The sequence below is a fragment of the Sphingobium sp. FG58 genome (assembly GCF_057809055.1).
Genome location: NZ_JBMDJF010000008.1, coordinates 96,526 through 121,563, shown reverse-complemented (window position 1 = coordinate 121,563; position 25,038 = coordinate 96,526). Strand labels below are relative to the sequence as shown.

At 64.9% G+C, this 25,038-nt stretch carries 24 protein-coding genes; 12 read left to right on the top strand and 12 right to left on the bottom strand.

Annotated features, from left to right (window positions below; all coding sequences use genetic code 11):
* Positions 1–55: 55 nt before the first annotated feature.
* Complete coding sequence (locus tag ACODR8_RS12050) at positions 56–262, top strand: hypothetical protein (protein ID WP_489007460.1); 207 nt, start codon at positions 56–58, stop codon at positions 260–262.
* Here ACODR8_RS12050 and ACODR8_RS12045 read toward each other — a convergent pair whose 3' ends face one another.
* A complete protein-coding gene (locus ACODR8_RS12045) occupies positions 263–1,753 on the bottom strand; it encodes an aldehyde dehydrogenase family protein (protein WP_489007459.1) in 1,491 nt (496 codons plus the stop codon).
* Positions 1,754–1,941: 188 nt separating this feature from the next.
* On the opposite strand from ACODR8_RS12045, the gene ACODR8_RS12040 reads away from it, so the two are divergent.
* The 6 genes from ACODR8_RS12040 (at position 1,942) to ACODR8_RS12015 (ending at position 8,737) form a co-directional block, all read left to right on the top strand.
* Positions 1,942–2,799: a GNAT family N-acetyltransferase gene (locus tag ACODR8_RS12040; protein WP_489007458.1), complete on the top strand. Its 858-nt coding sequence runs from the start codon at positions 1,942–1,944 to the stop codon at positions 2,797–2,799.
* Positions 2,796–4,259, top strand: a complete 1,464-nt coding sequence (locus ACODR8_RS12035; RefSeq protein ID WP_489007457.1) for an NAD-dependent succinate-semialdehyde dehydrogenase — start codon at positions 2,796–2,798, stop codon at positions 4,257–4,259. The genes ACODR8_RS12040 and ACODR8_RS12035 overlap by 4 nt, the downstream gene beginning before the upstream one ends.
* Before the next feature lie 93 nt (positions 4,260–4,352).
* Complete coding sequence (locus ACODR8_RS12030; RefSeq protein ID WP_489007456.1) at positions 4,353–5,420, top strand: tartrate dehydrogenase; 1,068 nt, start codon at positions 4,353–4,355, stop codon at positions 5,418–5,420.
* Between the two features lie 123 nt (positions 5,421–5,543).
* Positions 5,544–6,947: an aspartate aminotransferase family protein gene (locus ACODR8_RS12025; RefSeq protein WP_489007455.1), complete on the top strand. Its 1,404-nt coding sequence runs from the start codon at positions 5,544–5,546 to the stop codon at positions 6,945–6,947.
* A 20-nt stretch (positions 6,948–6,967) separates the two neighbouring features.
* Entirely contained in the window at positions 6,968–7,462 is a 495-nt protein-coding gene (locus ACODR8_RS12020; RefSeq protein WP_037490126.1) for an Lrp/AsnC family transcriptional regulator, read from the top strand.
* Positions 7,463–7,588: 126 nt separating this feature from the next.
* The gene (locus ACODR8_RS12015; protein ID WP_489007454.1) at positions 7,589–8,737 is read left to right on the top strand and encodes a M20 aminoacylase family protein; all 1,149 of its coding nucleotides are present in this window, start codon (positions 7,589–7,591) and stop codon (positions 8,735–8,737) included.
* 126 nt (positions 8,738–8,863) lie between these two features.
* Here the strand turns inward: ACODR8_RS12015 and ACODR8_RS12010 are convergent, their stop codons facing one another.
* Genes ACODR8_RS12010 through ACODR8_RS11990 form a run of 5 tightly spaced genes read right to left on the bottom strand, consistent with a single transcriptional unit; the run spans position 8,864 to position 12,775 of the window.
* Positions 8,864–9,769 carry a copper resistance protein B gene (locus ACODR8_RS12010; RefSeq protein ID WP_489007453.1) on the bottom strand — a complete coding sequence of 302 codons (906 nt, stop codon included), beginning with the start codon at positions 9,767–9,769 and terminating at the stop codon, positions 8,864–8,866.
* Complete coding sequence (locus tag ACODR8_RS12005; protein ID WP_489007452.1) at positions 9,766–11,505, bottom strand: copper resistance system multicopper oxidase; 1,740 nt, start codon at positions 11,503–11,505, stop codon at positions 9,766–9,768. The genes ACODR8_RS12010 and ACODR8_RS12005 overlap by 4 nt, the downstream gene beginning before the upstream one ends.
* Before the next feature lie 6 nt (positions 11,506–11,511).
* Positions 11,512–12,087 carry an RNA polymerase sigma factor gene (locus ACODR8_RS12000; RefSeq protein ID WP_489007451.1) on the bottom strand — a complete coding sequence of 192 codons (576 nt, stop codon included), beginning with the start codon at positions 12,085–12,087 and terminating at the stop codon, positions 11,512–11,514.
* Positions 12,084–12,524 (bottom strand): periplasmic heavy metal sensor, encoded by a 441-nt coding sequence (locus tag ACODR8_RS11995; protein ID WP_489007450.1) that lies wholly within the window; start codon positions 12,522–12,524, stop codon positions 12,084–12,086. Before ACODR8_RS11995 ends, ACODR8_RS12000 begins: the two co-directional genes overlap by 4 nt.
* The gene (locus tag ACODR8_RS11990) at positions 12,521–12,775 is read right to left on the bottom strand and encodes a hypothetical protein (RefSeq protein ID WP_489007449.1); all 255 of its coding nucleotides are present in this window, start codon (positions 12,773–12,775) and stop codon (positions 12,521–12,523) included. Before ACODR8_RS11990 ends, ACODR8_RS11995 begins: the two co-directional genes overlap by 4 nt.
* Before the next feature lie 147 nt (positions 12,776–12,922).
* On the opposite strand from ACODR8_RS11990, the gene copC reads away from it, so the two are divergent.
* Both copC and copD read left to right on the top strand, forming a co-directional pair.
* Positions 12,923–13,303, top strand: a complete 381-nt coding sequence (gene copC, locus ACODR8_RS11985; RefSeq protein WP_489007448.1) for a copper homeostasis periplasmic binding protein CopC — start codon at positions 12,923–12,925, stop codon at positions 13,301–13,303.
* An 18-nt stretch (positions 13,304–13,321) separates the two neighbouring features.
* A complete protein-coding gene (gene copD, locus ACODR8_RS11980) occupies positions 13,322–14,173 on the top strand; it encodes a copper homeostasis membrane protein CopD (RefSeq protein ID WP_489007447.1) in 852 nt (283 codons plus the stop codon).
* A gap of 105 nt (positions 14,174–14,278) precedes the next feature.
* Here copD and ACODR8_RS11975 read toward each other — a convergent pair whose 3' ends face one another.
* The 3 genes from ACODR8_RS11975 to ACODR8_RS11965 all read right to left on the bottom strand — a co-directional run bounded on the left by ACODR8_RS11975 (position 14,279) and on the right by ACODR8_RS11965 (position 18,308).
* Entirely contained in the window at positions 14,279–14,986 is a 708-nt protein-coding gene (locus ACODR8_RS11975; protein ID WP_489007446.1) for a cupin domain-containing protein, read from the bottom strand.
* Positions 14,987–15,096: 110 nt separating this feature from the next.
* On the bottom strand, positions 15,097–17,610 hold the full coding sequence (locus ACODR8_RS11970; protein ID WP_489007445.1) for an ABC transporter permease: 2,514 nt from the start codon (positions 17,608–17,610) through the stop codon (positions 15,097–15,099).
* Positions 17,607–18,308, bottom strand: a complete 702-nt coding sequence (locus tag ACODR8_RS11965; protein WP_489007444.1) for an ABC transporter ATP-binding protein — start codon at positions 18,306–18,308, stop codon at positions 17,607–17,609. Before ACODR8_RS11965 ends, ACODR8_RS11970 begins: the two co-directional genes overlap by 4 nt.
* Here ACODR8_RS11965 and ACODR8_RS11960 point away from each other — a divergent pair.
* From ACODR8_RS11960 to ACODR8_RS11950, 3 genes are all read left to right on the top strand, one after another.
* On the top strand, positions 18,307–19,032 hold the full coding sequence (locus tag ACODR8_RS11960; RefSeq protein WP_489007443.1) for an arylesterase: 726 nt from the start codon (positions 18,307–18,309) through the stop codon (positions 19,030–19,032). The two genes, ACODR8_RS11965 and ACODR8_RS11960, sit on opposite strands and share 2 nt — an antisense overlap.
* Positions 19,025–20,068, top strand: coding sequence for an oxidoreductase (locus ACODR8_RS11955; RefSeq protein ID WP_489007442.1), 1,044 nt, complete (start codon positions 19,025–19,027; stop codon positions 20,066–20,068). The genes ACODR8_RS11960 and ACODR8_RS11955 overlap by 8 nt, the downstream gene beginning before the upstream one ends.
* A 90-nt stretch (positions 20,069–20,158) precedes the next feature.
* Positions 20,159–20,872 carry a FadR/GntR family transcriptional regulator gene (locus ACODR8_RS11950; RefSeq protein ID WP_489007441.1) on the top strand — a complete coding sequence of 238 codons (714 nt, stop codon included), beginning with the start codon at positions 20,159–20,161 and terminating at the stop codon, positions 20,870–20,872.
* A gap of 1 nt (position 20,873) precedes the next feature.
* Here ACODR8_RS11950 and ACODR8_RS11945 read toward each other — a convergent pair whose 3' ends face one another.
* The 3 genes from ACODR8_RS11945 to ACODR8_RS11935 are packed head-to-tail and all read right to left on the bottom strand — an operon-like array spanning position 20,874 to position 25,029.
* Positions 20,874–22,214, bottom strand: a complete 1,341-nt coding sequence (locus ACODR8_RS11945) for a DUF1552 domain-containing protein (protein ID WP_489007440.1) — start codon at positions 22,212–22,214, stop codon at positions 20,874–20,876.
* The gene (locus tag ACODR8_RS11940) at positions 22,211–23,896 is read right to left on the bottom strand and encodes a DUF1592 domain-containing protein (RefSeq protein WP_489007439.1); all 1,686 of its coding nucleotides are present in this window, start codon (positions 23,894–23,896) and stop codon (positions 22,211–22,213) included. Before ACODR8_RS11940 ends, ACODR8_RS11945 begins: the two co-directional genes overlap by 4 nt.
* Positions 23,893–25,029 carry a hypothetical protein gene (locus ACODR8_RS11935; RefSeq protein ID WP_489007438.1) on the bottom strand — a complete coding sequence of 379 codons (1,137 nt, stop codon included), beginning with the start codon at positions 25,027–25,029 and terminating at the stop codon, positions 23,893–23,895. The genes ACODR8_RS11940 and ACODR8_RS11935 overlap by 4 nt, the downstream gene beginning before the upstream one ends.
* Positions 25,030–25,038: the final 9 nt, after the last annotated feature.

The following is a 25,038-nucleotide window of genomic DNA, read 5'->3' as shown; positions in this document are numbered from 1 at the left end:
ATGCGACGGCGGGGCTGCTGGTGAGCGGGCGGGCGCGCAGCGGGGGAGGCTGACGATGGACGGCGTGAGCGCCTATCGCGCCCGTACGGAGTTTGACGGCATGTTCAGTTTCGAGCGGGTTCGCTATGGCCGCTACCGGCTGAAGGTCGCGCAGGGCCGCCACCCCCATGTCGAGCAGATGGTCGAACTGGGTCAGACACGTAGCATGGTGCGGCTGGGCGTGATCGACGTGCGCGCGGCGGCGCAGTTGGCCGCGCGCTGATCAAAATTCGATCAGCGCCACCTTGGTCTTGAGGTTGGCGACATAGGCTTCGCGACCCAGATCCTTGCCGATGCCCGATTGTTTGAAGCCGCCAGTGGGCAGAATGAAATCATTGCTGCGGCCATAGCGGTTGACCCAGACGGTGCCGGCCTCCAGCGCGCGGGTGGCACGCAGGGCGCGGGTGAGGTCGCTGGTGTGGACGCCTGCCGCCAGCCCATAGGCGCTGTCATTGGCCAGCGCATAGGCTTCGCCTTCGTCGGCGAAGGTCTGGACGGTCAGCACGGGTCCGAAAATCTCGCCCTGCACCACCTCGCTATGCTGCGCAGCATTTTGCAGCAAGGTCGGCTGGAAATAGCTGCCATCCTGCGGCGCGGTGGCGCGGGTGCCGCCGGTCAGCACTTGCGCGCCATCAGCCATAGCGCGCTGGACGATACCGTCGATCCGGTCCAGCTGGCCTTCGGAAATGATCGGGCCAAGCGTACTGTCGCTGGCCCAGGTCGGTCCCGCCTTGTGCGCAGCAAAGGCCGTCATGATGCGGTCGATCACCTGATCGGCCACCTTGTCCTGCACCAGCAGGCGCGATCCGGCGACACAGACCTGACCTGCGTTGAGCGTAATCGCGCGGGCGACGATGGCCGATGCCTTGTCCAGCCCTGCGTCGGCAAAGATGATCTGCGGGCTTTTGCCGCCCAGTTCCAGCGTCACCGGCTTTGGCCCGGTCTGGGCGCAGGCGGTCATGATCGCCGCGCCCGTGGCGGTCGATCCGGTGAAGGTGACCTTCGCGACTTCAGGCCGCCGCACCAGCGGATCGCCGACGCTGCGCCCGTCCCCCTGCACGATGTTGAAGATGCCAGCGGGCAGCCCTGCCTCGATCGCCAGTTCAGCCAAGCGAACGATGCTGAACGGCGTCATTTCGGAGGGCTTGAGGACAATGCTGTTGCCTGCCGCGATGGCAGGCGCGATTTTCCACGCGGCCATCACCAGCGGCAGGTTCCACGGCGCGATCGCCGCGACCACGCCATAGGGTTCGTGGATCGTGAGGCCGAGCTTGTCGGGTGTGGTCGCTGCGACCTCGCCGCCAATCTTGTCCGCCCATTCGGCAAAGAAGCGGACGGTTTCGGCGGTATAGGTCACGTCCCAGGCGCGGATTTCGTGGATCATCCGGGTGGAGCCGAGCGCTTCGAGCGGGGCCAGCACCTCCATATCCGCCTCAATGAGGTCGGCCCAGCGGCGCAGCACCCGCATCCGCCCGCGCGGATCGGTCTGCGCCCAGCCGCTGCTCTTATAGGCGCGCTGGGCGTCCTCGACCGCTTGCGCCAGTTGCGCGTCGTCCACGCTGTCGAGATCGGCATAGACCCGCCCGTCCGAGGGACGCCGTACGGGTATCGCCTGCCCGCGCCCGATAACGCGTCGCCCGCCGATGAAATTGCTGCCCTGCGGCAAGGCGATCAGATCGGGGTTGAAAATGTCCACGGCGCGGCTCTCCTTCATACAGGCTATATGACAGAATATGGATCGCGCGCGGCATGTGTTGCAGTTGCGCGGGAAAATCTGCGCGATAATCTTCCAAAATCAGCGCGAAGGCAGCAGCCAATGCTTGAGGGTGCCGATTAAGCTTGCCCCAAGTGATTCCTAATCTGGGCAGGCGGACGACCCTTTTCCGCCGGGGAGCAAGACGCATGGCGACAGGCATAGAGGCGATGGTGGACCTGCGGGCGATGACCGTGGATGATCTGACCGCCGCCCACGCGCTTTCCAGCGAGCAGAAATGGCCGCACCGGATCGAGGATTGGGACATGCTGCTCAGTCTTGGCTTTGGCTATGTGGCAGAACGCGACGGGGAAGTCATCGGCACGGCCATGGCGTGGCTGTACGGGACCAACGCCGCGACGCTGGGGATGGTGATCGTGTCGCCCGCCGCCCAGGGAATGGGGCTGGGCCGCCGGTTGATGGAAGCGGTGATGGCCGACCTTGGCGACCGCACGATCCTGCTCAACGCGACCGATGAAGGCGCGCCGCTCTATCGCAAACTGGGGTTCGAGAGCATCGGCCCGGTGTTTCAGCATCAGGGCGCGGCCTTTGCCGTGCCGGTCGCCGAGCTGATCCCCGACGAACGGGTGCGGCCGCTGGGGGCGAAGGATATGCCGACGCTTCATGCGCTGGCGCGGCGGGCCAGCGGCATGAACCGCGATGCGCTGCTCGATGCGCTGGTGCCGGGCGCGCAGGGCGTGGTGCTGACACGCGCCAACGAGCCGGTGGGCTTTGCCTTGTTTCGCCGCTTCGGGCGCGGCTATGTCGTCGGGCCGACCGTGGCACCCGACACCGGTGGCGCAAAGGCGCTGATTTCGCATTGGCTGGGTTCCAACAGCGGCATTTTCTGTCGGCTCGACGTGCCAGAGGAAAGCGCACTGTGCGGCTGGCTCGATGAACTGGGCCTGCCCTGCGTCGGCCGGGTGATGCGCATGGTACGCGGCCCGATGCCGCAGACCGACCCTTCGATCAAAGTCTTTTCCCTCACGACACAGGCGCTCGGATGACCCTTTCCCTTTCCAACCCTGCCCTTTTCGTTGAGCGCGCCTATATAGGCGGCGCATGGGTCGGCGCGGCGTCCGGCGCCACGGTGCCGGTCGACAATCCCGCGACCGGCGCAATCATCGGCACTGTGCCAGATTGCAGCGCGGCCGATACGCAGGCGGCGATCGATGCAGCAGAAGCGGCCTTCCCGGCGTGGAAAGCCCGGACGGCGGGCGATCGCGCCGCCGTGCTGGAGCGGTGGCACGCGCTGGTGCTGGACAATGTCGCCGACCTTGGCCGGATCATGACCGCCGAACAGGGCAAGCCGATCGCTGAGGCCGAGGGCGAAATTCGCTATGCGGCAAGTTTCATCAAATGGTTTGCCGAGGAAGCCCGGCGGATCGAGGGCGGCATCATCCCTGCGCCCGAAGCCAATCGCCGCATATTGGTGATGAAGGAACCGGTCGGCGTGTCCGCCGCGATCACACCGTGGAATTTCCCTGCCGCGATGATCACCCGCAAATGCGCGCCTGCTTTGGCGGCTGGTTGCCCGGTGGTCGTGAAGCCTTCGGAACTGACCCCCTATAGCGCGCTGGCCATGGCGAAGCTGGCGGAGGAAGCGGGTTTCCCGGCAGGCGTGTTCAACGTCGTCACCGGCCTGCCCACCGCGATCGGCGGGGCGCTGACCGCCAGTCCGGTGGTGCGCAAATTGTCCTTCACCGGATCGACCCGCGTGGGCGCGCTGCTGATGCGGCAGTGCGCCGACACGATCAAGCGGGTCAGCTTCGAGCTGGGCGGCAATGCGCCGCTGATCGTGTTCGATGATGCCGACATCGACCTGGCCGTTGCCAGCACGATGGTCAGCAAATTCCGCAATGCCGGCCAAACCTGCGTCTGCGCCAACCGAATATTGGTGCAGGACAGCGTCTATGACCAGTTTGCCGAGAAACTGGCCAGAGCGGTGTCGGCGCTGAACGTTGCGCCCGGCGACATGCCTGGCAGCACGATCGGTCCGCTGATCAACGCCGCCGCCGCCAACAAGGTGAAGGCGCATATCGACGACGCACTGTCCCACGGCGCGACCCTGTTTGCGCAATCGCCCGAAGGGGCGAGCGGTGAACGCTTTGCCCGCCCGGTGGTGCTGACCGGTGCGACGCGCGACATGCGGCTGGCCGAAGAAGAAACGTTCGGACCGGTCGCGCCTTTGTTCCGCTTTACCCATGAGGATGAAGCGATCGAACTGGCCAATGCGACCAGCTATGGCCTGGCCAGCTATTTCTACACCGAAAATCTGCACCGCGCCTTCCGCGTGGCAGAGCGGCTGGAGGCGGGCATGGTGGCGCTCAACAGCGGGTCGGTCGCCATGGAGGTCGCGCCCTTCGGCGGGGTGAAGATGTCCGGCCTGGGTCGCGAGGGCGCCCATGCTGGGATCGAGGAATATCTGGAAACCAAGGCGTTCCATATCGCCGGGCTGAAACTGTAAAGCCATGAGTTCCCGCGAAGGCGGGAACCCAGCCCTTCCCTCTGAACTGGGTTCCCGCCTTCGCGGGAACACGTCCGTTGTAAAGGATGTATCATGCGCAACTACGACATCTCCGTCATCCCCGGCGACGGCATTGGCAAGGAAGTGATGCCCGAAGGCATCCGCGTGCTAGAGCGGGCGGCGAGCCTTTATGGCTTCACCATTTCGCAAAAATGGCAGGATTTCGCCTGCTGCGATTATTACGCCAAGCATGGCCAGATGATGCCGGACGACTGGAAGGAGCAGATCGGCAAGCCTGACGCCATCTTCTTTGGCGCGGTCGGCTGGCCCAACACGGTGCCGGATCACATTTCGCTATGGGGATCACTGCTCCAGTTCCGCCGCGAATATGACCAATATGTCAATCTGCGCCCGGTCCGGCTGATGCCCGGCGTCCCCTGCCCGCTGGTCGGGCGCAAGCCGGGCGACATTGATTTCTGGGTCGTGCGCGAAAATACCGAAGGCGAATATAGCTCGGTCGGCGGCAAGATGTTCCCCGGCACCGACCGTGAGATCGTCATCCAGGAAACGGTAATGACCCGCCATGGCACCGACCGGGTGCTGCGCTATGCGTTCGATCTGGCCGCCACGCGGGACCGCAAGCATGTTACCTCCGCCACCAAATCCAACGGCATCGCCATCACCATGCCTTGGTGGGACGAACGGGTGGAGGAGATGGCCAAAAATTATCCAACCGTCACCCATGACAAATATCATATCGACATTTTGACCGCGCAATTCGTGCTGAACCCCGACCGGTTCGACGTGGTGGTCGCGTCCAACCTGTTCGGCGATATCTTGTCGGACCTTGGCCCGGCCTGCACCGGCACGATCGGCGTCGCGCCGTCGGGCAATATCAACCCGGACGGCACCCACCCTTCGCTGTTCGAGCCGGTCCATGGCTCTGCCCCCGACATTGCTGGCAAAGGGATCGCCAATCCGGTCGGCCAGATCTGGTCGGCAGCGATGATGCTGGAGCATCTGGGCGAGGCGGACGCCGCTGCCGCGATCATGCGGGCGGTGGAAACCGTTCTGGCGGAACCCGGCCTGCGCACCGGCGACCTCAAGGGCAAGGCCAACACCGAGCAATGCGGCAAGGCGATTGCCGACGCACTGGCGTGACCTCAAGCGGCGCAGCATAATATGCTGCGCCGTTTCGCTAATACGGCCAGACACAGGCCCACAACCGGCAAGATTGAGACTTTCCCGCTGCGGCACAAGGATAGGCTGCATCCCATAACCACCATGGCGAGCCCCCCAACGATGCACCAATCCAACCGTTCTTTGCTGGACATCGACCGCGATCACCTGATCCATTCGGTCACATCCTTCCGCGCCCATGAAGCGCGCGGCGCAACCATGCTGCAAAGCGGCAAGGGCATGTGGCTGACGGACATGGACGGGCGCGAGGTGCTGGACGCCTTTGCGGGCCTGTGGTGCGTCAATGTCGGCTATGGGCAGGACAGCATTGTCGAGGCCGCGGCGGAGCAGATGCGCCGCCTGCCCTACGCCACCGGCTATTTCCATTTCGGTTGCGAGCCTGCCGCGCGGCTGGCGGAGCGGCTGGTCGCCCTGTCGCCAGAGGGGCTGGACCATGTCTATTTCACGCTGGGCGGGTCGGACGCGGTGGACAGCGCGATCCGCTACATCACCCATTATTATAACGCGATCGGCAAGCCGACCAAGAAACAGTGCATCGCGCTGGAGCGGGGCTATCATGGATCGAGCAGCACGGGCGCGGGGCTGACGGCGCTTGCCAATTTTCATCGCAATTTCGACCTGCCGCTGCGCTGGCAGCATCATATCGCGTCACCCTATCCCTATCGCAGCGACTTGGAGGGCGATGACGCCGCCATCATCGCGCGGTCGGTGCAGCAGTTGAAGGACAAGGTTGCGGAACTGGGCGCAGACAATGTCGCCGCTTTCTTCTGCGAGCCGATCCAGGGATCGGGCGGCGTCATCGTGCCGCCGGTCGGCTGGCTCAAGGCCATGCGGCAGGCGTGCGATGATCTGGACATATTGCTGGTCGCCGATGAGGTCATCACGGCGTTCGGGCGCACCGGGCCGATGTTCGCCTGCGAAGCCGAAGGCGTGACGCCCGACCTGATGACCGTCGCCAAAGGACTGACCGCCGGCTATGTGCCGATGGGCGCGGTGCTGATGTCGGATAAAGTCTATCAGGGCATTGCCGACGGCGCGGCAGCCGATGTCGTGATCGGCCATGGCGCGACCTATTCTGGTCATCCGGTGAGCGCGGCGGTGGGGCTGGAAGTGTTGCGCCTCTATACCGAGGGTGGAATTTTGGCGAACGGGCAGAAGGTCGCGGCGCGCTTTGACGCAGGCCTTGCGGGGCTAGCGGACCATCCGCTGGTCGGTGACACGCGCGGGCGCGGCTTGCTGGGCGCGATCGAGCTGGTGGCGGACAAGGGGACGAAGGCGCGGTTCGACCCGGCGCTGAAAATCGCCGACCGTCTGTTCAACGATGGCTATGCCAATGGCGTCATTTTCCGTGCCTTTGCCGACAATATCATCGGCCTCGCCCCGGCGCTGTGCGCGACGGACGCCGAGATGGACGAGATATTCGCGCGCATCAGGAAAACACTCGACGGCTTGCTCGAACAGGCCGATATTCGAGCGGCGCTGGGATAAATATAAGGGGGAACAAGGACATGTTGGGCGGACCCAGACTGGACAGGATCGACCTGAAAATCCTGACGCAGCTTCAGCAGTCGGGCCGGATCACCAATGTCGAGCTGGCCGATGCGGTCGGCCTGTCCCCCAGCCCGTGCCTGACCCGCGTGAAGCGACTGGAGAAGGCGGGCTATATCACCGGCTATGGCGCCCATATCAATCTGCACAAGCTGGGCGAATTTCTGACCGTCTTTACCGAAGTGACGCTGAGCGAACATCGGTCGGGCGACTTTTCCCGGTTCGAAACCCGCATCCGCAAGCTGGACGAGATTGTCGAATGTCATCTGGTCAGCGGCGGATATGATTATCTGCTGAAATTCGTGACGCGCGGCGTCGGCCATTATCAGTCGATTATCGAGGGGATGCTGGAAAGCGATTACGGCATCGAAAAATATTTCAGCTATGTCGTGATCAAATCGCCCTTCATCAAACATCATTATCCGATCCAGCATCTGTTCGGCGAGCAGCGTTAGGGTTGAGGTCTATCTGGAGCGCAACGTGCTCCCGCGAAGGCGGGAGTCCAGTTGAGACAGTGGGACTGGGTTCCCGCCTGCGCGGGAACACGCTACTCTTTGGATCATATAGTTTAGGCTGCTCCCATGACCGACATCACCGACCTGATCGAACCGCTTGTCGCCTTCCGCCGCGACATTCATGCGCACCCGGAACTCGGCTTTTGCGAACATCGCACCGCCGGGCGCATTGCCGAGCAGTTGCGCGCGCTGGGACTGGAGGTGCATGAGGGGATCGGGCGGACCGGCGTGGTGGGCGTATTGCGCAACGGAACGTCAGGGCGCAGCATTGGCCTCCGCGCGGACATGGACGCGCTGCCGATCGAGGAACAGACCAACCTGCCCTGGGCCAGCAAGACGCCCGGCATCTTCCACGGCTGCGGCCATGACGGGCATGTCGCGATGCTGCTGGGCGCGGCGCAGCAACTGACGCGCAGCCGCAATTTCGACGGGACGGTCAACTTCTTCTTCCAGCCCGCCGAAGAGGGGCAGGGCGGCGCGCGCGAAATGGTGAAGGAGGGACTGTTCGAGCGCTTCCCCTGCGACCGGGTGTTCGGGCTGCACAACTGGCCAGACCTGCCCGCAGGCACCATCGCCACCCGCCCCGGCCCGATCATGGGGGCGGCGGACAAGTTCGAGATCGTGCTGGAAGGGCGCGGCGGCCATGCGGCGATCCCGCAGGATACGCCGGATGCGATTTTGGCGGCGGCAACACTGGTGACGCAGATGAACGCGATCATATCGCGCCGGATCGCGCCGACCGCATCTGCCGTGCTGTCGATCACGCAAATCCATGGCGGGCATACGCATAATGTGATCCCGGCAGAGGTCCGCATTGGCGGAACGGTGCGGACGTTCGACCCGGCGGTACAAGACAAGATAGAGGCATCGATCCGCGAAATCGCGGCGGGTGTGGCGCTGGCAAACGGGCTAAGTGCGAGTGTCGATTATCAGCGCTACTATCCCGCCACGATCAACGATGCGGAGGCGGCGCAGGAAGCGCTGGATGCGGCGGCGACCGTAGGCGTGGCGCAACTGGCGCCAGACCCCGCCTTCACGTCGGAAGATTTCGCCTTCATGCTGCAAGCGTGCAAAGGCGCCTATATCTGGCTGGGTCAAGCCAAGCCGGACGGCGGCGCGCCGCTGCATAACCCGCATTATGATTTCAACGATGATGTGCTGGGGCTGGGTATCCGGCTGCATGTCGCTTTGGTTGAGCGGCATTTGGGCGCGTAACACCACCCAAGTCATTCCCGCGAAGGCGGGAATCTATCTCCCAGCTTTCCGACCAGACGTTATGTTGGGAGATGGATCCCCGCCTACGCGGGGATGACGAGGTTAGTTATGCGTGGGCCTGCCCGGTCAGAACCAGAAACGCACACCCATAACCAGACTCGTGGCCGACGCACTCTCCCCCGCCACGCGCGCATAACGCGCCGTATCGCCCAGCTTGCGTTCCCAATGGACGCCGACATAGGGCGCAAATTCGCGGGCGAATTCGTAGCGCAGGCGCAGACCCAGTTCGATGTCGGACACACCCGACCCGATCCCCAGTTCCGGCACATCCTGCGCGGCGATGTTCATTTCGGCGGCAGGTTGCAGGATCAGGCGCTGGGTGATGCGCTGGTCATAGCTGCCCTCCAGCCGCAGATGGGCGTCGCCCTTGTCGGAGAGGAACGCCTGTGCGCCGACCTCGAACCAGTAAGGGGCGAGGCCTTCGATCCCGACGACCGCATAGGTGCGCTGGGGTTGCGGGCGGAAATCCTGCCGCACGCCCGCTTCGACATTGAACCAGGGGTTCAGCGCCCGGCTGTAGAGCGCCTGCACTTCGGCACTTTCCAGCGGGCCACCGATTTCGCCCTCGCCTTCCGTCTTGAACGCGAAGCGGTTGATATCGCCGCCGAACCAGCCTTCGCCTTCCCAGGCATAGCCATTCGCACCCCTGTGCGCCCGATATTCCAGGCGATCGAGCATCAGTTGCGAGAAGCTCATGCCGCCGCTTTCCTTGATCATCGCGGCGCGGGCGCGGGCCATGGTGGCGGCGGGGTAGAAGGCTTCGGCAGCGTGATCGGCCGGGATTGGCGGGGCGACGCCCTGCGGCACGCTGTCGTCGGTTGCGGGCATGGCGTGACCAGCATGGGGGTCGGCGGGCGCTTGCGGCGCGGGCGGCGTCTGGTGCGCGCTATGGTCCATCTGGCTATGGTCCATTTGCGCCAGCGCGGGCGTGGCCGTGCTGGCCAGCAGCAGGGCGGCGATCAGGCGCGTCATGCCGCGTCCTCCCCGTGGCGGACCGTGACGACGCGCATCATTCCCGCGTGCATGTGCATCAGCATATGACAGTGGAACGCCCAGTCGCCCAGTGCATCGGCGGTCAGATCGAAACTGATCTTGCCGCCGGGCAACACATTGACCGTATGCTTGCGCGGATTATGCGCCGCATCCTCCCCGGTCAGCAACTGGAAGAAGTGGCCGTGGATATGGATGGGGTGCGGCATCATCGTGTCGTTGATGAGGGTGACGCGCACCCGCTCCATATGACGGAAGGCGATGGGCTCCGCGCCGTCGGACAGCTTCACCCCGTCGAACGACCACATATAGCGTTCCATGTTCGCGGTCAGGTGAATGTCGATCGACCGGGTGGGCGCACGAATATCCTCGTTGGGTTCGAGCGCGCGCAGGTCGGCATAGGTCAGCACGCGATGGTCGACATCCTCCAGCCCCGTGGGCCGGTCCGCCGTGCGATCGGCGGGCATGGAGGATAGCGTCGCCACCCCCGGTCCCATCGGCACGTTGGGCGCGACCGAAGGGTCGAGCATTTTCATGCTATGGCCGGACATGCTGTCATTGGCGGGTTGGGACAGGTCGATCACGCCCCCCTGCCCCATGTCCATGCCGGACATGTCCATCCCCATATCCTTCATGGTCAGCAGCGGCCGGGCGCGCAGCGCGGGGATGGCCGCTACCATGCCAATCTGTGGCGCAAGCGTCGCGCGGACAAGGCCGGAACGGTCGATGGCTTCGGCGATCAGGGCATAGGCGGTGGCGTCGGTCGGCTGGACGATCACGTCATAGGTTTCGGCAATGCCGATCTGGAACTCGTCGGTTTCGACCGGCTGGACATGCTGGCCGTCGCACTGCACAACGGTCATCGCCAGGCCGGGCAGGCGAACGTTGAAATTGGTCATAGCCGACGCATTGATGATGCGCAGCCGCACCCGCTCGCCCGGCGTGAACAGCCCGGTCCAGTTTTCCGCCGTGCCATGGCCATTGACCAGAAAACTGTAGGTTGAGCCGGTGACGTCCGAAATGTCGGTCGGGTCCATCCGCATCTTGCCCCAGTCGATCCGGTCCTTGAGCGGCTGGTCCTTGCCCTTGAGCAATCCGGCAAGCGTCTGGCGCTGCATATTATAATAGCCGCCCGATTGTTTCAGCCGTTTCAATTGGACATGGGGGTGGACCGGCGACCAGTCGGACAGGACGATCACATGCTCGCGCGTCGCCTGCACCGGATCGGCGCCTGCGGGGTCGATGACGATCGGACCATAATGGCCCATCGCCTCCTGCATCCCCGAATGGCTGTGATACCAGTAGGTGCCGGACTGGCGGATCGGGAATTCATAAGTGAAGGTTTCGCCCGGCGCGATGCCGGGGAAGCTGACGCCAGGCACGCCGTCCATCTGGAAGGGGACGATCAGGCCGTGCCAATGGATCGACGTATCTTCTTTCAGATGGTTGGTCACGGACAGCCGGACATTCTGCCCTTCTCGCAGCCGGATCAGCGGCGCGGGGACGGTGCCGTTGATGGTGATGGCATGGGCGGATCGGCCCCCGGTCGCAAAATGGCTGTCGGCGACGGTCAGCGCGATGCTCTCGCCCGACAGGATGCCGGGCGCTGGATGCAGCCCGTGGGTGCCGCTTTGCGCCCAGGCGGGGAAGGCGTTGGCGAGGCTGAGGGCAGCCGCGCTCTTGAACAGGGTCCGGCGGTCGAGAGTCAGGTTGGTCATGCCCCTTCATACGCGGGGCGCGGCGTCATCCCTCAAACTTTCCGACAATTTTGCACGCGCGCGATAAAGGCGGGTTTCGACCGCTTTTTCGGTGAGGCCGAGCACGGCAGCGGTGTCCGCCTGGCTCATCGCCTCGATCGTGCGGAGCAACAGCACATCCTTGAGCGCAGCAGGCAGCGTGGCGATGGCAGCGTTAATTCGGGTAAGGGCCGCCTGTGATTGCAGCGCCTGTTCGGGGTCGGGCGCGGCGTCGGCAATGTCGCCCGCTTCGTCGATCGGGCGTGCAAAGGCGAAGAAGCGCCGCACCGCACGGCGGCGGCCCCAGTCGCGGCATTTGTTGAGCGTGATCCGCGCGATCCAGCTGCGAAACGGCCGCGCGCCATCATAGCGGGCCAGCGCGGCAAAGGCAGCGACGAACACCTCCTGCGTGATGTCGAGCGCTTCGTCGCCATCGCCGATAGCCCCACGTGCCAGTCGCCACACAGCATTGCGATGCCGCCGCATCAGAGCGGTATAGGCGTCCTGATGCCCGGCCAGCGCCCGCGCTGCCAGCGCCCTGTCATCGGGTTCGGCTGCGCTCACCGGGGGGCGGGCTGGGTCAGTGCCTTGACGACGGCGCTGTCAAACTGCGCAGCCTGATCGGGGCGCAGCACCGCGCGCATCGCGAAAATATGCTGGAGCGTCTCCTTTTGCAGCGCGCCCATGACATGATGGGTGCGGTCCACGGCTTGGCCGACTTGCGGGCCATAACCATGTTCCGCCGCAATCGCCTGCGCCAGCCGCGCATTGTCAGCGCGCATTTCCGCCTCCAGCGCTTCGCGGCGAATGGCGAACGCAGCTTCAAGTTGATGGATGCGCTGTTCCTGTGCCGCATCGAGCGTCAGCTTTTCATGCAACAGCGCATGGACTTCGCTTTCCACGCGGGGCTGCGGCGCGATCCAGACGCGCGCGACCAGCACCGCCGCCAGCGCCGCGGCGAAGGCGACCAGCGCGACGAGCAGATAGCGCTTCAAGCTCATTGGCCGAGCAGGCGCGAGGGTGCATAATCCGACATGCCGATCGGCGCGGCTTGGGCGGGGACCGACGGCACGATACTGCCCGCCCAGCCGATGCCGAGCGCCAGCAGGCCGGCCAGCATCATGCTACGCCGCGCCACGCCCCTTTCACGGCGGCGGGCAACGCCCTGCATCACCACGCCGTCCATTTGCTCCAGCCGGGCGTCGACAGGCATCGCCCGCATCTGCCCCAGCAACTGATCGAGATCACTCATCTGCACATACTCCATCCTCATCGCGGCATACGCGCGGCGCGCGCTTATCCCTCACCCGATGGCGACGAAAAAAATCATGCACCTGTGATGAGGGGTCGGGCAAGTCCATGCGTAATATCCCCTAACCACCATCATGGAGAAGCCCCGATGTCCCGTTTCCTGACCGCCGCCATCGCCCTGTCGATCGCCATCCTGCCCGGAGCCGCTCTGGCCCATAGCAAGCTGTTGTCATCCAGCCCTGCCGCCAATGCGACGGTCGCCAAGCCGACCAAGCTGACGCTCACTTTTTCCGAGAAATTCCTGGGTCCGCTTTCGGGCGTCGATCTGGTCATGACCGGGATGCCGGGCATGAGCGATCATGCGCCTATGCCGATCAAGGGGTTCAAGACCGTGGTGGCGCCCGACGGCAAGACGATGATCGTCACCCTGCCCCGCGCTTTGCCCGCCGGCAGCTATGACCTGAAATGGCATATTGTCGGCGCCGACCAGCATAAGATGGAAGGCGGCTACAGCTTCAAGGTCAAGTAAGCCGTCATGGACGGGGGGATGCTGGCACCCATGCTGCTCCTGGCGCGCTTTGGCCTGATGGTCGACCTTGCCCTGCTCATGGGCCTGCCGCTTTTCTGGTGGGCGATGGGCATGGCGGGGCAGCGCACGCTGCTGGCGGCGCTGGCGCTGGGCGGCATTGCGCTGTCGGCGCTGTGGCTGCTGGCGAGCGCCGCGAGCATGACCAGCACCCCGTTGCTGCCGCCCGACTGGGCGACGGCAGAGATTTTGCTGACGATGACGCCGATCGGTCCGGTGCTGGTGGTGCGCGGCATAGCGTTGCTGGCCGCGCTGGGGCTGGCTGTGGCCGGGCGGGATCGCTGGGTTCTGATCCCCGCCGCCATTGCCGCTGCGACGATCGCCTGGACCGGCCATGCCGGGGCAACTGAGGATGTCGCAGGGACCGTTCACCGCGCTGCCGATGTCGCGCATATCTGGGCGGCGTCAGGGTGGATCGGCGCGCTGGCAGCGTTGCTGCACGCCGTGACGATGCGCCGACCGAATGTCGAACGGGTCGCAGTGATGCTGGCGAAATTTTCGCTGCTGGGGACCGTGTTTGTCGCCACTTTGGTCGTGACCGGGGTGGTCAACAGCCTAATTATCGTGGGCGTCACTGACCTGCCGATGCTGGTAGACAGCCGCTATGGCTGGCTGCTGGGCGCGAAGCTGGCTGTGTTCGGCGGGATGCTGGGGCTGGCGGCGCTCAATCGCTGGCGGCTGACCCCGGCACTGGAGCGGGGGGCGGACGGCGCGGTGCGGGCCTTGCGGTTGTCGCTAGCGGTCGAAACGGGCGCGGCAATTGCGATCTTGGCGCTGGTCGCTTGGTTGGGGACCTTGGATCCGATGGCCTAGAAACTGATGAGGCACAGCGTGTTCCCGCGCAGGCGGGAACCCAGCTCATAGGCTGGACTGGGTTCCCGCCTGCGCGGGAACACCGATGCTTGTGGTTCGAGGCTTTCAGGCCGGGCGGTAGATGGCGTACACCTTCTTGACGTGGACCTGGCTATCCCAGCTGCATGATGCGCCCTGTTCGACCAGGAAGATGTCGCCCTTGCCAAACGTCCCTGCCGCGCCTGCACCATCGACGAAGGTCACGCTGCCATCGAGCAGATACATCAGCTCATAATGACGATAGGCCATCGGGCGGCGGTGATATGGTGTGGAATCCCAGGTGCCGCAGACAAATTCGCCGTCAGCCGAGCGATAGTCGGTGAAATTGCGGCAGGACGGCGTTGGCCCGACCAGCAGTTCAGCCAGCGGCGCGCCTGACGGTTCGAGCGGCGCGCTGGTGTCGATCGGGATGATCGCGCCGTCGGCGGCAGAGCCACCGGTACGGCGCACGAACAGGAGGCGTGCGTCAGCCGTGACTGTCCAGCCAAAACTTGCGCCTTCGCACAGGACGATGCTGTCACCTTCATTGAGTCTGCGCTGGTCAATCTGTACGCTGCCCGATTCAACGATGACAAATTCGTCGGCAGGCATCGCCGCGATTGATCCGCTGCCCTGCGACAGGGCGATCAAGCCGATCGACACCGGCCCTTCCGGCTGGGGCAGCACAGCGCGGGCGGACAGGAAGGCGTCGCCCTCCCCTCCTCCGACCATCACCCCCGCCGCCCATGCGCGCAGATCGACAAAGGAACGGGTGGCGGTCTGGCTGGTCGTCATGCTGGCTTCCCTCAACAAATTTGCGGCAAGCTAGCGCAATGCAGGCGGCAGGTTGCACCAAGCGCACGTGGGGGAAACGCACCCAGTGCCGTTTGCGTCCGGCGCGACGTTCAAAGCTGCCGCAGGGCGCTGGCCGGACGGACGGACAGCAGCGGGATCGACCCGGCAAGACCAATGCCCAGCGTCAGCAAAGCGCCGCCGCCCAGCGTTGCCAGCACGACCAGCCAGTCGGGCGACCAGCTGAATTCGAAAATCTGGACGATCACGAACCAGGCCGCGCCGGACCCCAACGCCAGCGCAACCAGCGCCAGCATCGTGGCGAGCAGGCCATATTCGAGCGCCTGCCCGCCCAGCAACTGCGCACGGGTCGCGCCGAGCGTTTTCAATATCACGCTGTCATAGCTGCGCGCCTGTCGCGATGCGGCGATCGCGCCGACCAGCACGGCTATGCCCGCCAGAATCGCGACCGAAGCGGCAGCGACGATCGCTGCGGACATTTGCGTCATGATCGCGCCAACCTGCGCGATCACTTCGCCCACCGCGATGACCGACACGCCGGGGAAGGCGGCCAGCAGATCGCGGGTGACGGCGCTGTCGTGGCGCGTGTCCATGGTGATGGTCGCGGCCAGGCTGTGCGGCGCGGCGGAGACGATGCCGGGGGAAAAGACGAGGATATAGTTGAAGCCCATCGTCTCCCAGTTGATTTTACGCAGGGAGGCAATGCGCGCGGTGATTTCCCGCCCCAGCAGGCTGACAGTCAATGTGTCGCCGACGCCGATGTTGAGGATTTTCGCGGCTTCCGCGTCGAAGGAAACGAGCGGCGGCCCGGCATAATCGGCGGGCCACCATTGCCCCGCGACCAGTTCGCTGCCCTGCGGCAGGGTCGCGCTGTAGGTGACGCCGCGCTCGCCGCGCAGGAACCAGGCGCCTTCGGGTGGCTCCTTCAGGTCGGCGACGCGCTGCTTGCCATAGGCGACGATGGTGCCGCGCAGGGCGGGGACAATGTTGAACTGCGCGTCGGGGGCCTGTTTGCGCACGATGGTGCGGAAACGATCCGCTTGCTCCGACGGGATATCCAGCACGAACTGGGCCGGGGCGGTCTTTGGCACGACATTGCGGATTTCACTGTCGAGGCTGGTCTGGATGCCCGCCAGCGTCACGAACAGTGTGAGTGCCAGACCCAATGCAACGATCAGCGCGGCGGTCTGCGCGCCGGGGCGGTGGAGATTGGCCAGCGCCAGCCGCAGCAAGGGCCGTCGCGGACGCGGCGCGCGCAGGGCGATCTGGCGCACAGCCCAACCGATGCCGAGCAGGAGCAGCAGGACCGCCGCAGTCGCCCCCAGCACGGCGGCGGAGAAAAGCGGCTCGCGCGCGGTGCCGAGCGCCAGCGCTACCAGCAGCGCGCCCGCCGCCGCCATGGCGAGAATCGTGCGTCGGTCGATGCCGTGGCGCGGATCGACAACGCCGCGAAAGATCAAGGCGGCAGGCTGGGTCCGGGCGCGGGCAAGTGGCGGCAGGGTGAAGAGGAAGGCGATCAGCAGGCCATAGGCGGCGCTGGTGACGAGCGGCAAAGGATGGAGGCGAAAGCCGGGGCTGACCGGCAGCACATCGCCCGCCAGCGCGACAATGGCAGACGGCAGGAGCGCGCCAACCGCCAGCCCGCAAATGATACCAAGCAAAGCGACGCAGCCGATCTGGAGCAGATAGATGCGCGCTATGTCGCCCGACGTTGCGCCCAAAACCTTGAAGGTCGCGATGCCGGCGCGTTTCAATGCGAGATAAGAGGCGACGCCATTGCTGACGCCGATGCCCGCGATCACTAGCGCAGCGAGGCCGATCAGTGAAAGAAATTGCCCCATGCGCACGATGAAGCGGCTGGCACCGGGAGCCGCCCGATCGCGATCCTTGAACTCCCAACCGGCGGACGGATAGCGTTTTTCCAGATCCTCGCGCACCGCCTGTGCATCCGCTCCAGCGGGCAGGCGCAGGCGATATTTGCTGTCATAAAGGCTGCCTGGCTGGATCAGGCCAGTGCGGCGCAGCCCGTCGAGCGAGACGATCGCAACAGGGCCGAGGGTGAAGCCCTCGCCCAGCCGGTCGGGTTCGTCGGATATGATCGCGGCGATGGTGAAGGTGACGGTGCCATAGACCAACCGGTCGCCGGGCTTGACGTTCAGCCGGTCGGCCAGCGCAGGGCCGATCAGGATGCGGTCGGGCGCTAGCGGCGCGCGATAGCGCCCACCTTGCAGCGCCAGCGTGCCATAGAGCGGATAGGCATTATCCACGCCCTTGAGTTCGGTCAGCACGGCCGGTCCGTCGGCTCGTTCGCCCCGCGCCATGGCGCGCAGGCGGATGGTTTCGCTTAATGTGCCAAGGCGGCGGAAGGCCGCTTTGTCGCCCTCCGCCGCTTCGCGCTGGGTCATGGCGATTTCGACGTCACCGCCAAGCAACCCCTGCCCGCGTTCGCTCAGTTCCTGCGTGATCGCCGACGTCAGGCTGCCGATCGCGGCCAGCGTAGCGACACCCAGGAACAGGCAAAGAAACAGCAGCCGCAATCCCCGGAACCGGCCCAGAAGGTCGCGCCGGGCGATGCGCCAGCTTGTCGCCCAATCAAGCGCCATCACGCTGCGCGGTCCGATACGATCCGTCCGTCGCGCATCTCTACGATCCGGCCGCAGCGGTCGGCCAGTGCCGGATCATGGGTGATGATGACCAATGTTGCGCCCGCCGCCCGCTGGCGATCGAACAGCAGGTCCATGATGGTGACGCCGGTGGTCGCGTCGAGATTGCCGGTCGGTTCGTCAGCGAACAAGATGGTCGGGCGCGGCGCGACGGCGCGGGCGATGGCGACGCGCTGTTGTTCGCCACCCGACAATTGGGCGGGATAATGGTCCAGCCGGTGGCCAAGCCCGACGGCGCGCAATTCTTCGGCTGCGCGGGCGAAGGCATCAGCTTCCCCCGCCAGTTCCAGCGGCACCGCGACATTCTCCAGCGCGGTCATGGTGGGGAGCAGGTGGAAACTTTGCAGCACGATGCCGATGCGCCCGCGCCGCGCGCGGGCCAGCGCATCCTCGTCCAGTGCGCCAAAATCGACCCCGCCAATATGCACGTCCCCGCCGCTCGCCCGCTCCAGCCCACACAAGACCGCCATCAGCGAGCTTTTGCCCGAACCCGATGCGCCGAGGATCGCGATACTTTCACCGCGCAGTAAGGTGAGGTCGACGCCCTTCAAAATCTCGACGGGCGCATCGCTTGTGCCAAGCGAAAGGGTGACATTGTGCGCGCGGATCGCGATAGTGGCCGGATCGATGGGCATGTGCATGAAGAAGGAGCGCTCCTTGGCGGGCAGATTTTTGCAATATGGGGCGCTGGCGCTGTTTGTCCAACTGGCTTGCGCCTGTTCGGACAAGGCACCGCCCCCGCCACCGGTCGCCAACAGCGCCCAAGGCATGTCAGCTTCCACGCCAGCCGCTGCGCCGGTGGCCGATGGCAAGCTGGTCGTGGCGTTCGGCGACAGCCTTTATGCCGGTTATAATCTGGATCAGGGCAAGGGGCTGGCCCCGGTGCTGGAGCAGGCTTTGGCCGCGCGCGGGGTGAAGGCGCAGGTCGTCAATGCCGGCGTGTCGGGCGATACCAGCGCAGCGGGTCTGGCGCGCTTGGCCTTCACGCTGGACGGGCTGGCGCGCAAGCCCGACCTGATGCTGGTGGGGTTGGGCGGCAACGACATGCTGCGCGGCTTAAGCCCGGAGGCGACGCGGGACAATCTCGACGCGATCCTGGCAGAGCTGAAGAAACGCGGCATCCCCGTGCTGCTAACCGGCATGTTGGCGTCGCCCAATATGGGGCCGGATTATGCCGCTGCCTTCAACCCGATCTTCCCGGCGCTGGCGAAGAAATATGACGCCGCCTTCTATCCCTTCATGCTGGACGGGGTGATCGGTAACCGGGCGCTGCAACTGCCCGACGGCATCCACCCCAATGACAAGGGGGTCACGGTAATCGTCGGCAAGCTGGCACCCATCGTTGAGGGGAAATTGCGTGGCTGATGTGATCCGCGTTGGGCTGGTGGGCTATGGTCCGGCTGGCCGTATCTTCCATGCGCCGTTGCTGCGCGCCGTTCCGGCGATGGCGCTGATCAGCATCAGCACCAGCAAGGCCGATGAAGTGGCCGCGCTCGACCCCGCTATCCGTTGTGTCGCGACCGCTGCGGAGATTTTCGCCGACCCCACCATCGATCTGGTGGTGATCGCGACGCCCAGCGCCACCCATGCACCGCTGGCCGCGCAGGCGCTGCGGGCGGGCAAGCATGTCGTCGTGGACAAGCCGTTCGCGCTGACGCTGGCCGAGGCGCAGGATCTGGCGGCGCTGGCGGCCCAATGTGGCAAACAGCTGGCGGTGTTCCACAACCGGCGTTTCGACAGCGATTTTCGCAGCATCCGCGCGGCGATCGAGGAGGGCTTGGTCGGTCGGGTCGCCCATTTCGAATCCCATTTCGATCGCTTCCGGCCGGAGATACGCGATCGCTGGCGCGAGGATGGGTCGCCGGGGTCGGGTCTGTGGCTCGATCTGGGACCGCATCTGGTGGATCAGGTGCTGGCGCTGTTCGGACGGCCTGATGCGGTCAGCGCCGATTTTGCCGCATTGCGCGACGGCGCGGTATCGGACGACTGGGCGCATGTCGTGCTGCGCTACCCCCAAATGCGGGTAGTGCTGCACGCGAGCCTGACCGTGCCGGGGGCCGAGGCCGGGGGTAGCCCACGCTTCATCGTCCATGGCACCGGTGGGACTTTGATCAAGCGGCTGCTCGATCCGCAGGAGACGCAGCTGGTCGCAGACCTCCGACCGGGCGATAGCGGCTGGGGCGTCGATCCCGATCCGCTGGAAATCTATGATAAGCAGGGCGGGATGACCACGCGCCCGGCGCTGTTGGGGTGCCAGGAACGCTTCTACGCGCAGGTCGCCGCCGCGATCCAGTCCGGCGGCCCTTTACCCACGCCGGTGGAGGACGCGCTTGCGGTGCAGGCGGTGATCGAAACGGCGCAACGTTCCGCCAGCGAAGGTCGCTGCCTGCCGCTCCGCTGATATCATCGCCCCCGCGCCGAACCGGCGCGAAGCTGGCCAAGAGCGCGGCATCGGATTACGGGTCAAGGCGGGATCAAGGAAAGGATGAGCGTGGCGACAGCTGACGATGATGCACCGCTGCACCGGCGGCATCTGGCCGCCAAGGCGACCGAGCAGTTGCGCGACATCATATTGGCGCAGCCGCCCCAGACCCAGATCGGGGCGTTGCCCGACATCGCCAAATTGCTGGGCGTGGGCATCGCCACCGTGCAGCAGGTCGCCCGTGTGCTGGAGCATGAAGGATTGCTGGAAGTGCGCCGGGGTCCGGGCGGGGGCTATTTCGGCACGCGACCCGATGTCGCGGCGCTCGAACGGTCGGTCGCGGCCTATTTGCGAGTGCGCGGGTCGGACGCCTATGAGGCGCTGGAAATGATGACGCTGCTCGATTGCGAGCTGATGCCTGCCGCCGCCACATGCGATGACGCCGCGCTGCATGAGGCGCTGGCGATGCTGGCGCAACGAGTGGATCAATGCGCGGATGGCGGCGCGCGGCTATTGTTCGAAGATGACCTGCACGATATCCTGTTCCGCATGGTCGACCGGCCGCTGATCGAACTGCTCGCCCGCGTCAGTATGCGCTATTATCGCAGCGCGCCGATCGCACCGATTTTCGACGGCGCAGACGGGTTTGCAGCATGGCGGCAATGGCGCAGCGGTATCATCGAGGCCATCGTCCGCCGCGATCCCGAACTCGCCCGGTTCGAGGCGGAACGCCATCGGCGCAGCCTGTTACAGCGGCTGCGCCAGGCGATGGCGGCGGGCTGATTCACGCCATCAGCGCCGATACCGGCTTGTTCGTTTCCATACTGTCGGTCCCCCATGTATCGACCGGCACACCCATCAACTGTTGCAGCGTCAGGCCGACGCGGCTGACCGGTGTGCCTTCGCCTGCAATGTGCAGACCGGTCTTCACCCGCCCGCCTGCCGACCCGGCGGTCATCATCGGGATATTGTCTATCGTATGGAATTTGGCGAATTCGGTTTCGCTATGGGCAAAAACCAACGTGTTATCGAGCAGGGTCCGGTCCCCTTCCTGCACCGCGTCCAGCGCCTTGATGAAATAGGTCCAGGCTTCCATACATTTGTTAACGTAGAAGGTGACCTCCGGCTGATAGCCCAGGCGATTGTCCATCACCTCCTCATGGGTCAGCTGATGGTGGGTGATGGTACTGCCGATGCGCGTCAGCGACGATGCACCATTGTTGAAATTCATGTTGAACACGCGGACATTGTCGCACGCCAGCGCCATGACCAGCAGGTCGGTCATCACCTGATGATTGGCCATGACATTTTCGATTTCCGCATTGACCGGACGGTCGGCGACGGATTGCGGCACGACGCAGCTTTGCATCGGTTCGGGCTTGGTCAGCTGCACGTCGAGCTGCTTTTCCAGCTGGCGCACGGATGTGAAATATTGGTCAAGCTTCTGCCGATCCGCCGCGCCCAGCCGCGCGTTGAGCGCCTGTCGCTGGTCCGCGACGCCCGACAACACGCTGCGCCGGGCGAGAAGGGCAGGATCGGGGGTGAAAGTCGCGCTGTTGGGATCGCGGAAGTCGGGGCCGAAGATACGGGTATAGAGCGCGGCGGGGGAGACTTCAGCCGGGTTGAGATTGCCATTGCCGCGCCCCGACAGCGAATTGCGCGGGTCGCCAGTCGCCGACAGTTCGAGCGAACGGAAGCGGGTGCGGGTGCCGATGACGTCGCCGATCGCCACGTCGAAGGAGGGCGCGGGCAGCCCCCGGTCGGACGCGATCGCCATGCCGGTGCGGATGCCGATGCCGCCGCTGATATGCGGCAGGTTCGGCTTGCCATCCAGCGGCAGGCTGAAATCGCCCAATATGTTGACCTTGTGCTTCAGGGGCGCAATCGCGGCCAGCTCTTCCTTCAGGTCATAGTCCGCGCCGATCTTGCTGGGATACCAGCGGGGCGGATTGACCCCCAGACCCCAAAACCAGGTGCCAAAACGCACCGGCACCGGTGCGCCGGTCGCGGCCATCGCTGCGCCATTACCGTCCAGAAATGCGTCGAGCAGCGGCAGGCCGACCGCGACCGCCATGCCATTGACCATGCCGCGCAGTGCGGTGCGGCGGTTCAGGGTGAAGCTCATGGATGGACTTCCTTGCTTGTGGTCATGGCGATTTTGGGCGCAGCGAGCGGCGTGGCGGCTATGCGATAGGCCTCCGGCATGGTGGCGACGCGCAGGAAGAGCGACGCGATGCGATAGCCATCCTTGGCAAAATCCTGCTCGATCCCGCCCGCCAATCCACCATCATCCTCCGGCACGCGGCCAGTGGCATATTGGAAGGCGCGGCCTGCAACACATTCGGTGGTGGACTTGCTCGCGGCGAGCGCCTTGCCCAGGCCGACATTGCCCTGAAACGCGACCCCTTCGAACAGGCCCGCCGTATCGATCGGCGCGCCATTTTCGCGCGGGCGAAACGCACCGATGCCATCGAATTTTTCGAGCGGCAGGCCCAGCGGATCGGTAATCCTGTGACAGGCGGCGCAGACCGGGTCGCTATTATGCGCGGTCAGACGCATTTTTGCGGTCGGCATGGCGGTGCTGGTCACGTCCTGCACCGCGGTGAAATTGACGTTGCCGGGCGGGTTGGGGACGGGTTGGCACAGCAGCAATTCACGGATCGCCCGACCGCGCAGGGTCGGCGAGCTACGCCCCGAATGGGCGTAGAGCGCGAGGAACCCCGCCTGCCCCAAAAGACCCGCACGGTCATCACCCGGCGCGAATTCATACGGCACCCAGCCCTGCGTCGATGTGACCTTGGCCTGATAGAGCGGTCCCAGCGCGCGGTTGATGAACGTGCGGCGCGTGGTGAACAGGTCGCGATAATCGCCTTTTTGCGTCACCAGCTGATCGACGATCATCCGCAGCATCTGTTCGGACAAAGCCGATGCGACATCGGGGTTGAAGCGGGGATAGACGATCTGGTCCTTGGCCATTTCGTCGAACTTCTCGAACAACAGCATGTCGGCGAAGAAGGCGCGCACGCCATCCTCCAATCGCGGGGAGCGGACCATGCGCCCGGCGATGGCGGCGAGTTGCGCCGGGTCGGTCAGCTGGCCCTGCTCCGCCGCCTTCAGCAGCGCTTCATTGGGCGTCGTGTTCCACAGCAGGAAGCTGAGCCGCGATGCGCGCGCCAGATTGTCGAGGCGCAGGCCACCGGGACTTTCGGGGTCGGGTTCCGCGCTTTCAACGACATAGAGGAAATGCGGCGACACCAGCATCGCGGCCAGCGCCAGTTCCAGCCCCTTGTGGAAAGACCCGCTCGATTCCGTCGCCTTGCCCGCCATCATGACATAGGCGGCAACCTCCTCCTGCGTCATGGGTCGGCGGAAGAGATAGCGGCCCACCGGCACCAGCACGCGCGCGGCGCAATCGGGATCGGGGGCCGCCGCGTCGCGCGGGGCGCAGGCCATGAACTGGGCGCGGCGGTCGGTATCGAATATTTGCGCTGCGATGGCGCGGGCCATGGCGTCAAATTGCTCAATGCCCGCGGGCGATATGGTGGAGGATGCCGCGCCGGTCGCGATCAACTCATGCACCGGGCGGACGATCGGCTCGAACCGGCCCGCCACGCGGATGTCGGGGCCGAATATGTCGGCGATGCTGTTGCGATATTGCGCTTCGGTCAGGCGGCGCATCGCGACGATCTGGCCCAGCGGTTCCTTGAGCGGGGCAAAAGATGGCTCAGCCGATGCACTTTGCGGAGCCTTCTCTGCCGAGCAGGCGGTCAGACCCAGCGCGACGAGAAGGGAGAGCGCGCGGATCATTGTTGCGCCACCTTGGTCGCGGGCGGAGTATCGTTGACGAAGGCGGGAATGGCCACCGCCTCCATCGCGCTGGAGATACGACGGCACTGGCCGGTCGCCGGATCGCGGTCGCCATCGGCCAGTTTCTTCAGCGCTGCGTACATGGCGGCACAATCAAAACCTGCAGTCGTCGCTGCCCCTTCTCCACCGATCGACAGTGACGCCATGATGTTCCAGATCGGCTGATAACCCCCGACCAGTCCTTTGAGCGACCCGTCCGGCTGGAACGCCAGGCGCAGGCGGGCCTTGGCCATGTCATATTCGGTGCGCTTGCCGCGAATGTCACGTTCGGACCCCTGCCCCCATGTCTGGCGCAGGCGGATATGGGCCGGATCGGTCATCAACACGCCGCCCACGATACGGCCTTTCAGCACATTGCGATGCTGCGCATTGGCAACGATGGTGTAGCTGGCGTCGGGTACGACATTCTGCTTTGAATCTATGACGGCGCGGTCCTCGCTATTGGCATAGATGACATCGACATCGGGATCGTCCTGCAAACTGTCCACGCCCGTGAGCAGCAACACCTGCGTATGTTCGCCGCTGATCAGAAACTGGTTCAGGCCGCGCACGATGTCGCCGCCCGTGCCATCGACCCCGCGCCATGTCCGCACACAGCCCATGGCGCGCCATGTCTGATTATCGATGCCGGTCTGCCCGGTCGGGCTGGTGAAGGGGTCATGGCCGCAGCCTTGCGCCTCCGCGCCCGCATCCAGATCCAGCCCCTGCGCCACCTTGCCCTGCACGGTCCGCTGCGGCGGACGGTCGAACAGGGCGGGATGGGTGCAGATATTGGTGCCGTTCGGACCAAAGGCAGAGCCGGTCCAGCGCTTGGTCAGTTCCGGCTCGTTCACCTTTTCAAGCAGACGCAACCGTTCGGCAGGCGCCTGGGTCTGGATGTAGTTTTCACGCAATGTGGTAACCGGACCATCCGGGCAATCCTGTTGCCCCTGATAGATGGCGGGCGCGAAATGGGTGAATACGAAACCCAGTTCGCCATTCGCCGGCGCTGCGGGCAAAGTCGTCGTGTCTGCCTGCGCGATCGGGGCGAGGAAGCTTGCCGCGCATAGGGCTGCGATCCTGTAGGCGATCATGATGCTCTC

Coding starts and splice junctions, on each gene's coding strand:
- ACODR8_RS12050 (WP_489007460.1), top strand. CDS start 56: ATGGACGGCGTGAGCGCCTATCGCGCCCGTACGGAGTTTGACGGCATG.
- ACODR8_RS12045 (WP_489007459.1), bottom strand. CDS start 1,753: ATGAAGGAGAGCCGCGCCGTGGACATTTTCAACCCCGATCTGATCGCC.
- ACODR8_RS12040 (WP_489007458.1), top strand. CDS start 1,942: ATGGCGACAGGCATAGAGGCGATGGTGGACCTGCGGGCGATGACCGTG.
- ACODR8_RS12035 (WP_489007457.1), top strand. CDS start 2,796: ATGACCCTTTCCCTTTCCAACCCTGCCCTTTTCGTTGAGCGCGCCTAT.
- ACODR8_RS12030 (WP_489007456.1), top strand. CDS start 4,353: ATGCGCAACTACGACATCTCCGTCATCCCCGGCGACGGCATTGGCAAG.
- ACODR8_RS12025 (WP_489007455.1), top strand. CDS start 5,544: ATGGCGAGCCCCCCAACGATGCACCAATCCAACCGTTCTTTGCTGGAC.
- ACODR8_RS12020 (WP_037490126.1), top strand. CDS start 6,968: ATGTTGGGCGGACCCAGACTGGACAGGATCGACCTGAAAATCCTGACG.
- ACODR8_RS12015 (WP_489007454.1), top strand. CDS start 7,589: ATGACCGACATCACCGACCTGATCGAACCGCTTGTCGCCTTCCGCCGC.
- ACODR8_RS12010 (WP_489007453.1), bottom strand. CDS start 9,769: ATGACGCGCCTGATCGCCGCCCTGCTGCTGGCCAGCACGGCCACGCCC.
- ACODR8_RS12005 (WP_489007452.1), bottom strand. CDS start 11,505: ATGACCAACCTGACTCTCGACCGCCGGACCCTGTTCAAGAGCGCGGCT.
- ACODR8_RS11995 (WP_489007450.1), bottom strand. CDS start 12,524: ATGAGCTTGAAGCGCTATCTGCTCGTCGCGCTGGTCGCCTTCGCCGCG.
- ACODR8_RS11990 (WP_489007449.1), bottom strand. CDS start 12,775: ATGAGTGATCTCGATCAGTTGCTGGGGCAGATGCGGGCGATGCCTGTC.
- copC (WP_489007448.1), top strand. CDS start 12,923: ATGTCCCGTTTCCTGACCGCCGCCATCGCCCTGTCGATCGCCATCCTG.
- copD (WP_489007447.1), top strand. CDS start 13,322: ATGCTGGCACCCATGCTGCTCCTGGCGCGCTTTGGCCTGATGGTCGAC.
- ACODR8_RS11975 (WP_489007446.1), bottom strand. CDS start 14,986: ATGACGACCAGCCAGACCGCCACCCGTTCCTTTGTCGATCTGCGCGCA.
- ACODR8_RS11960 (WP_489007443.1), top strand. CDS start 18,307: ATGAAGAAGGAGCGCTCCTTGGCGGGCAGATTTTTGCAATATGGGGCG.
- ACODR8_RS11965 (WP_489007444.1), bottom strand. CDS start 18,308: ATGCACATGCCCATCGATCCGGCCACTATCGCGATCCGCGCGCACAAT.
- ACODR8_RS11945 (WP_489007440.1), bottom strand. CDS start 22,214: ATGAGCTTCACCCTGAACCGCCGCACCGCACTGCGCGGCATGGTCAAT.
- ACODR8_RS11940 (WP_489007439.1), bottom strand. CDS start 23,896: ATGATCCGCGCGCTCTCCCTTCTCGTCGCGCTGGGTCTGACCGCCTGC.
- ACODR8_RS11935 (WP_489007438.1), bottom strand. CDS start 25,029: ATGATCGCCTACAGGATCGCAGCCCTATGCGCGGCAAGCTTCCTCGCC.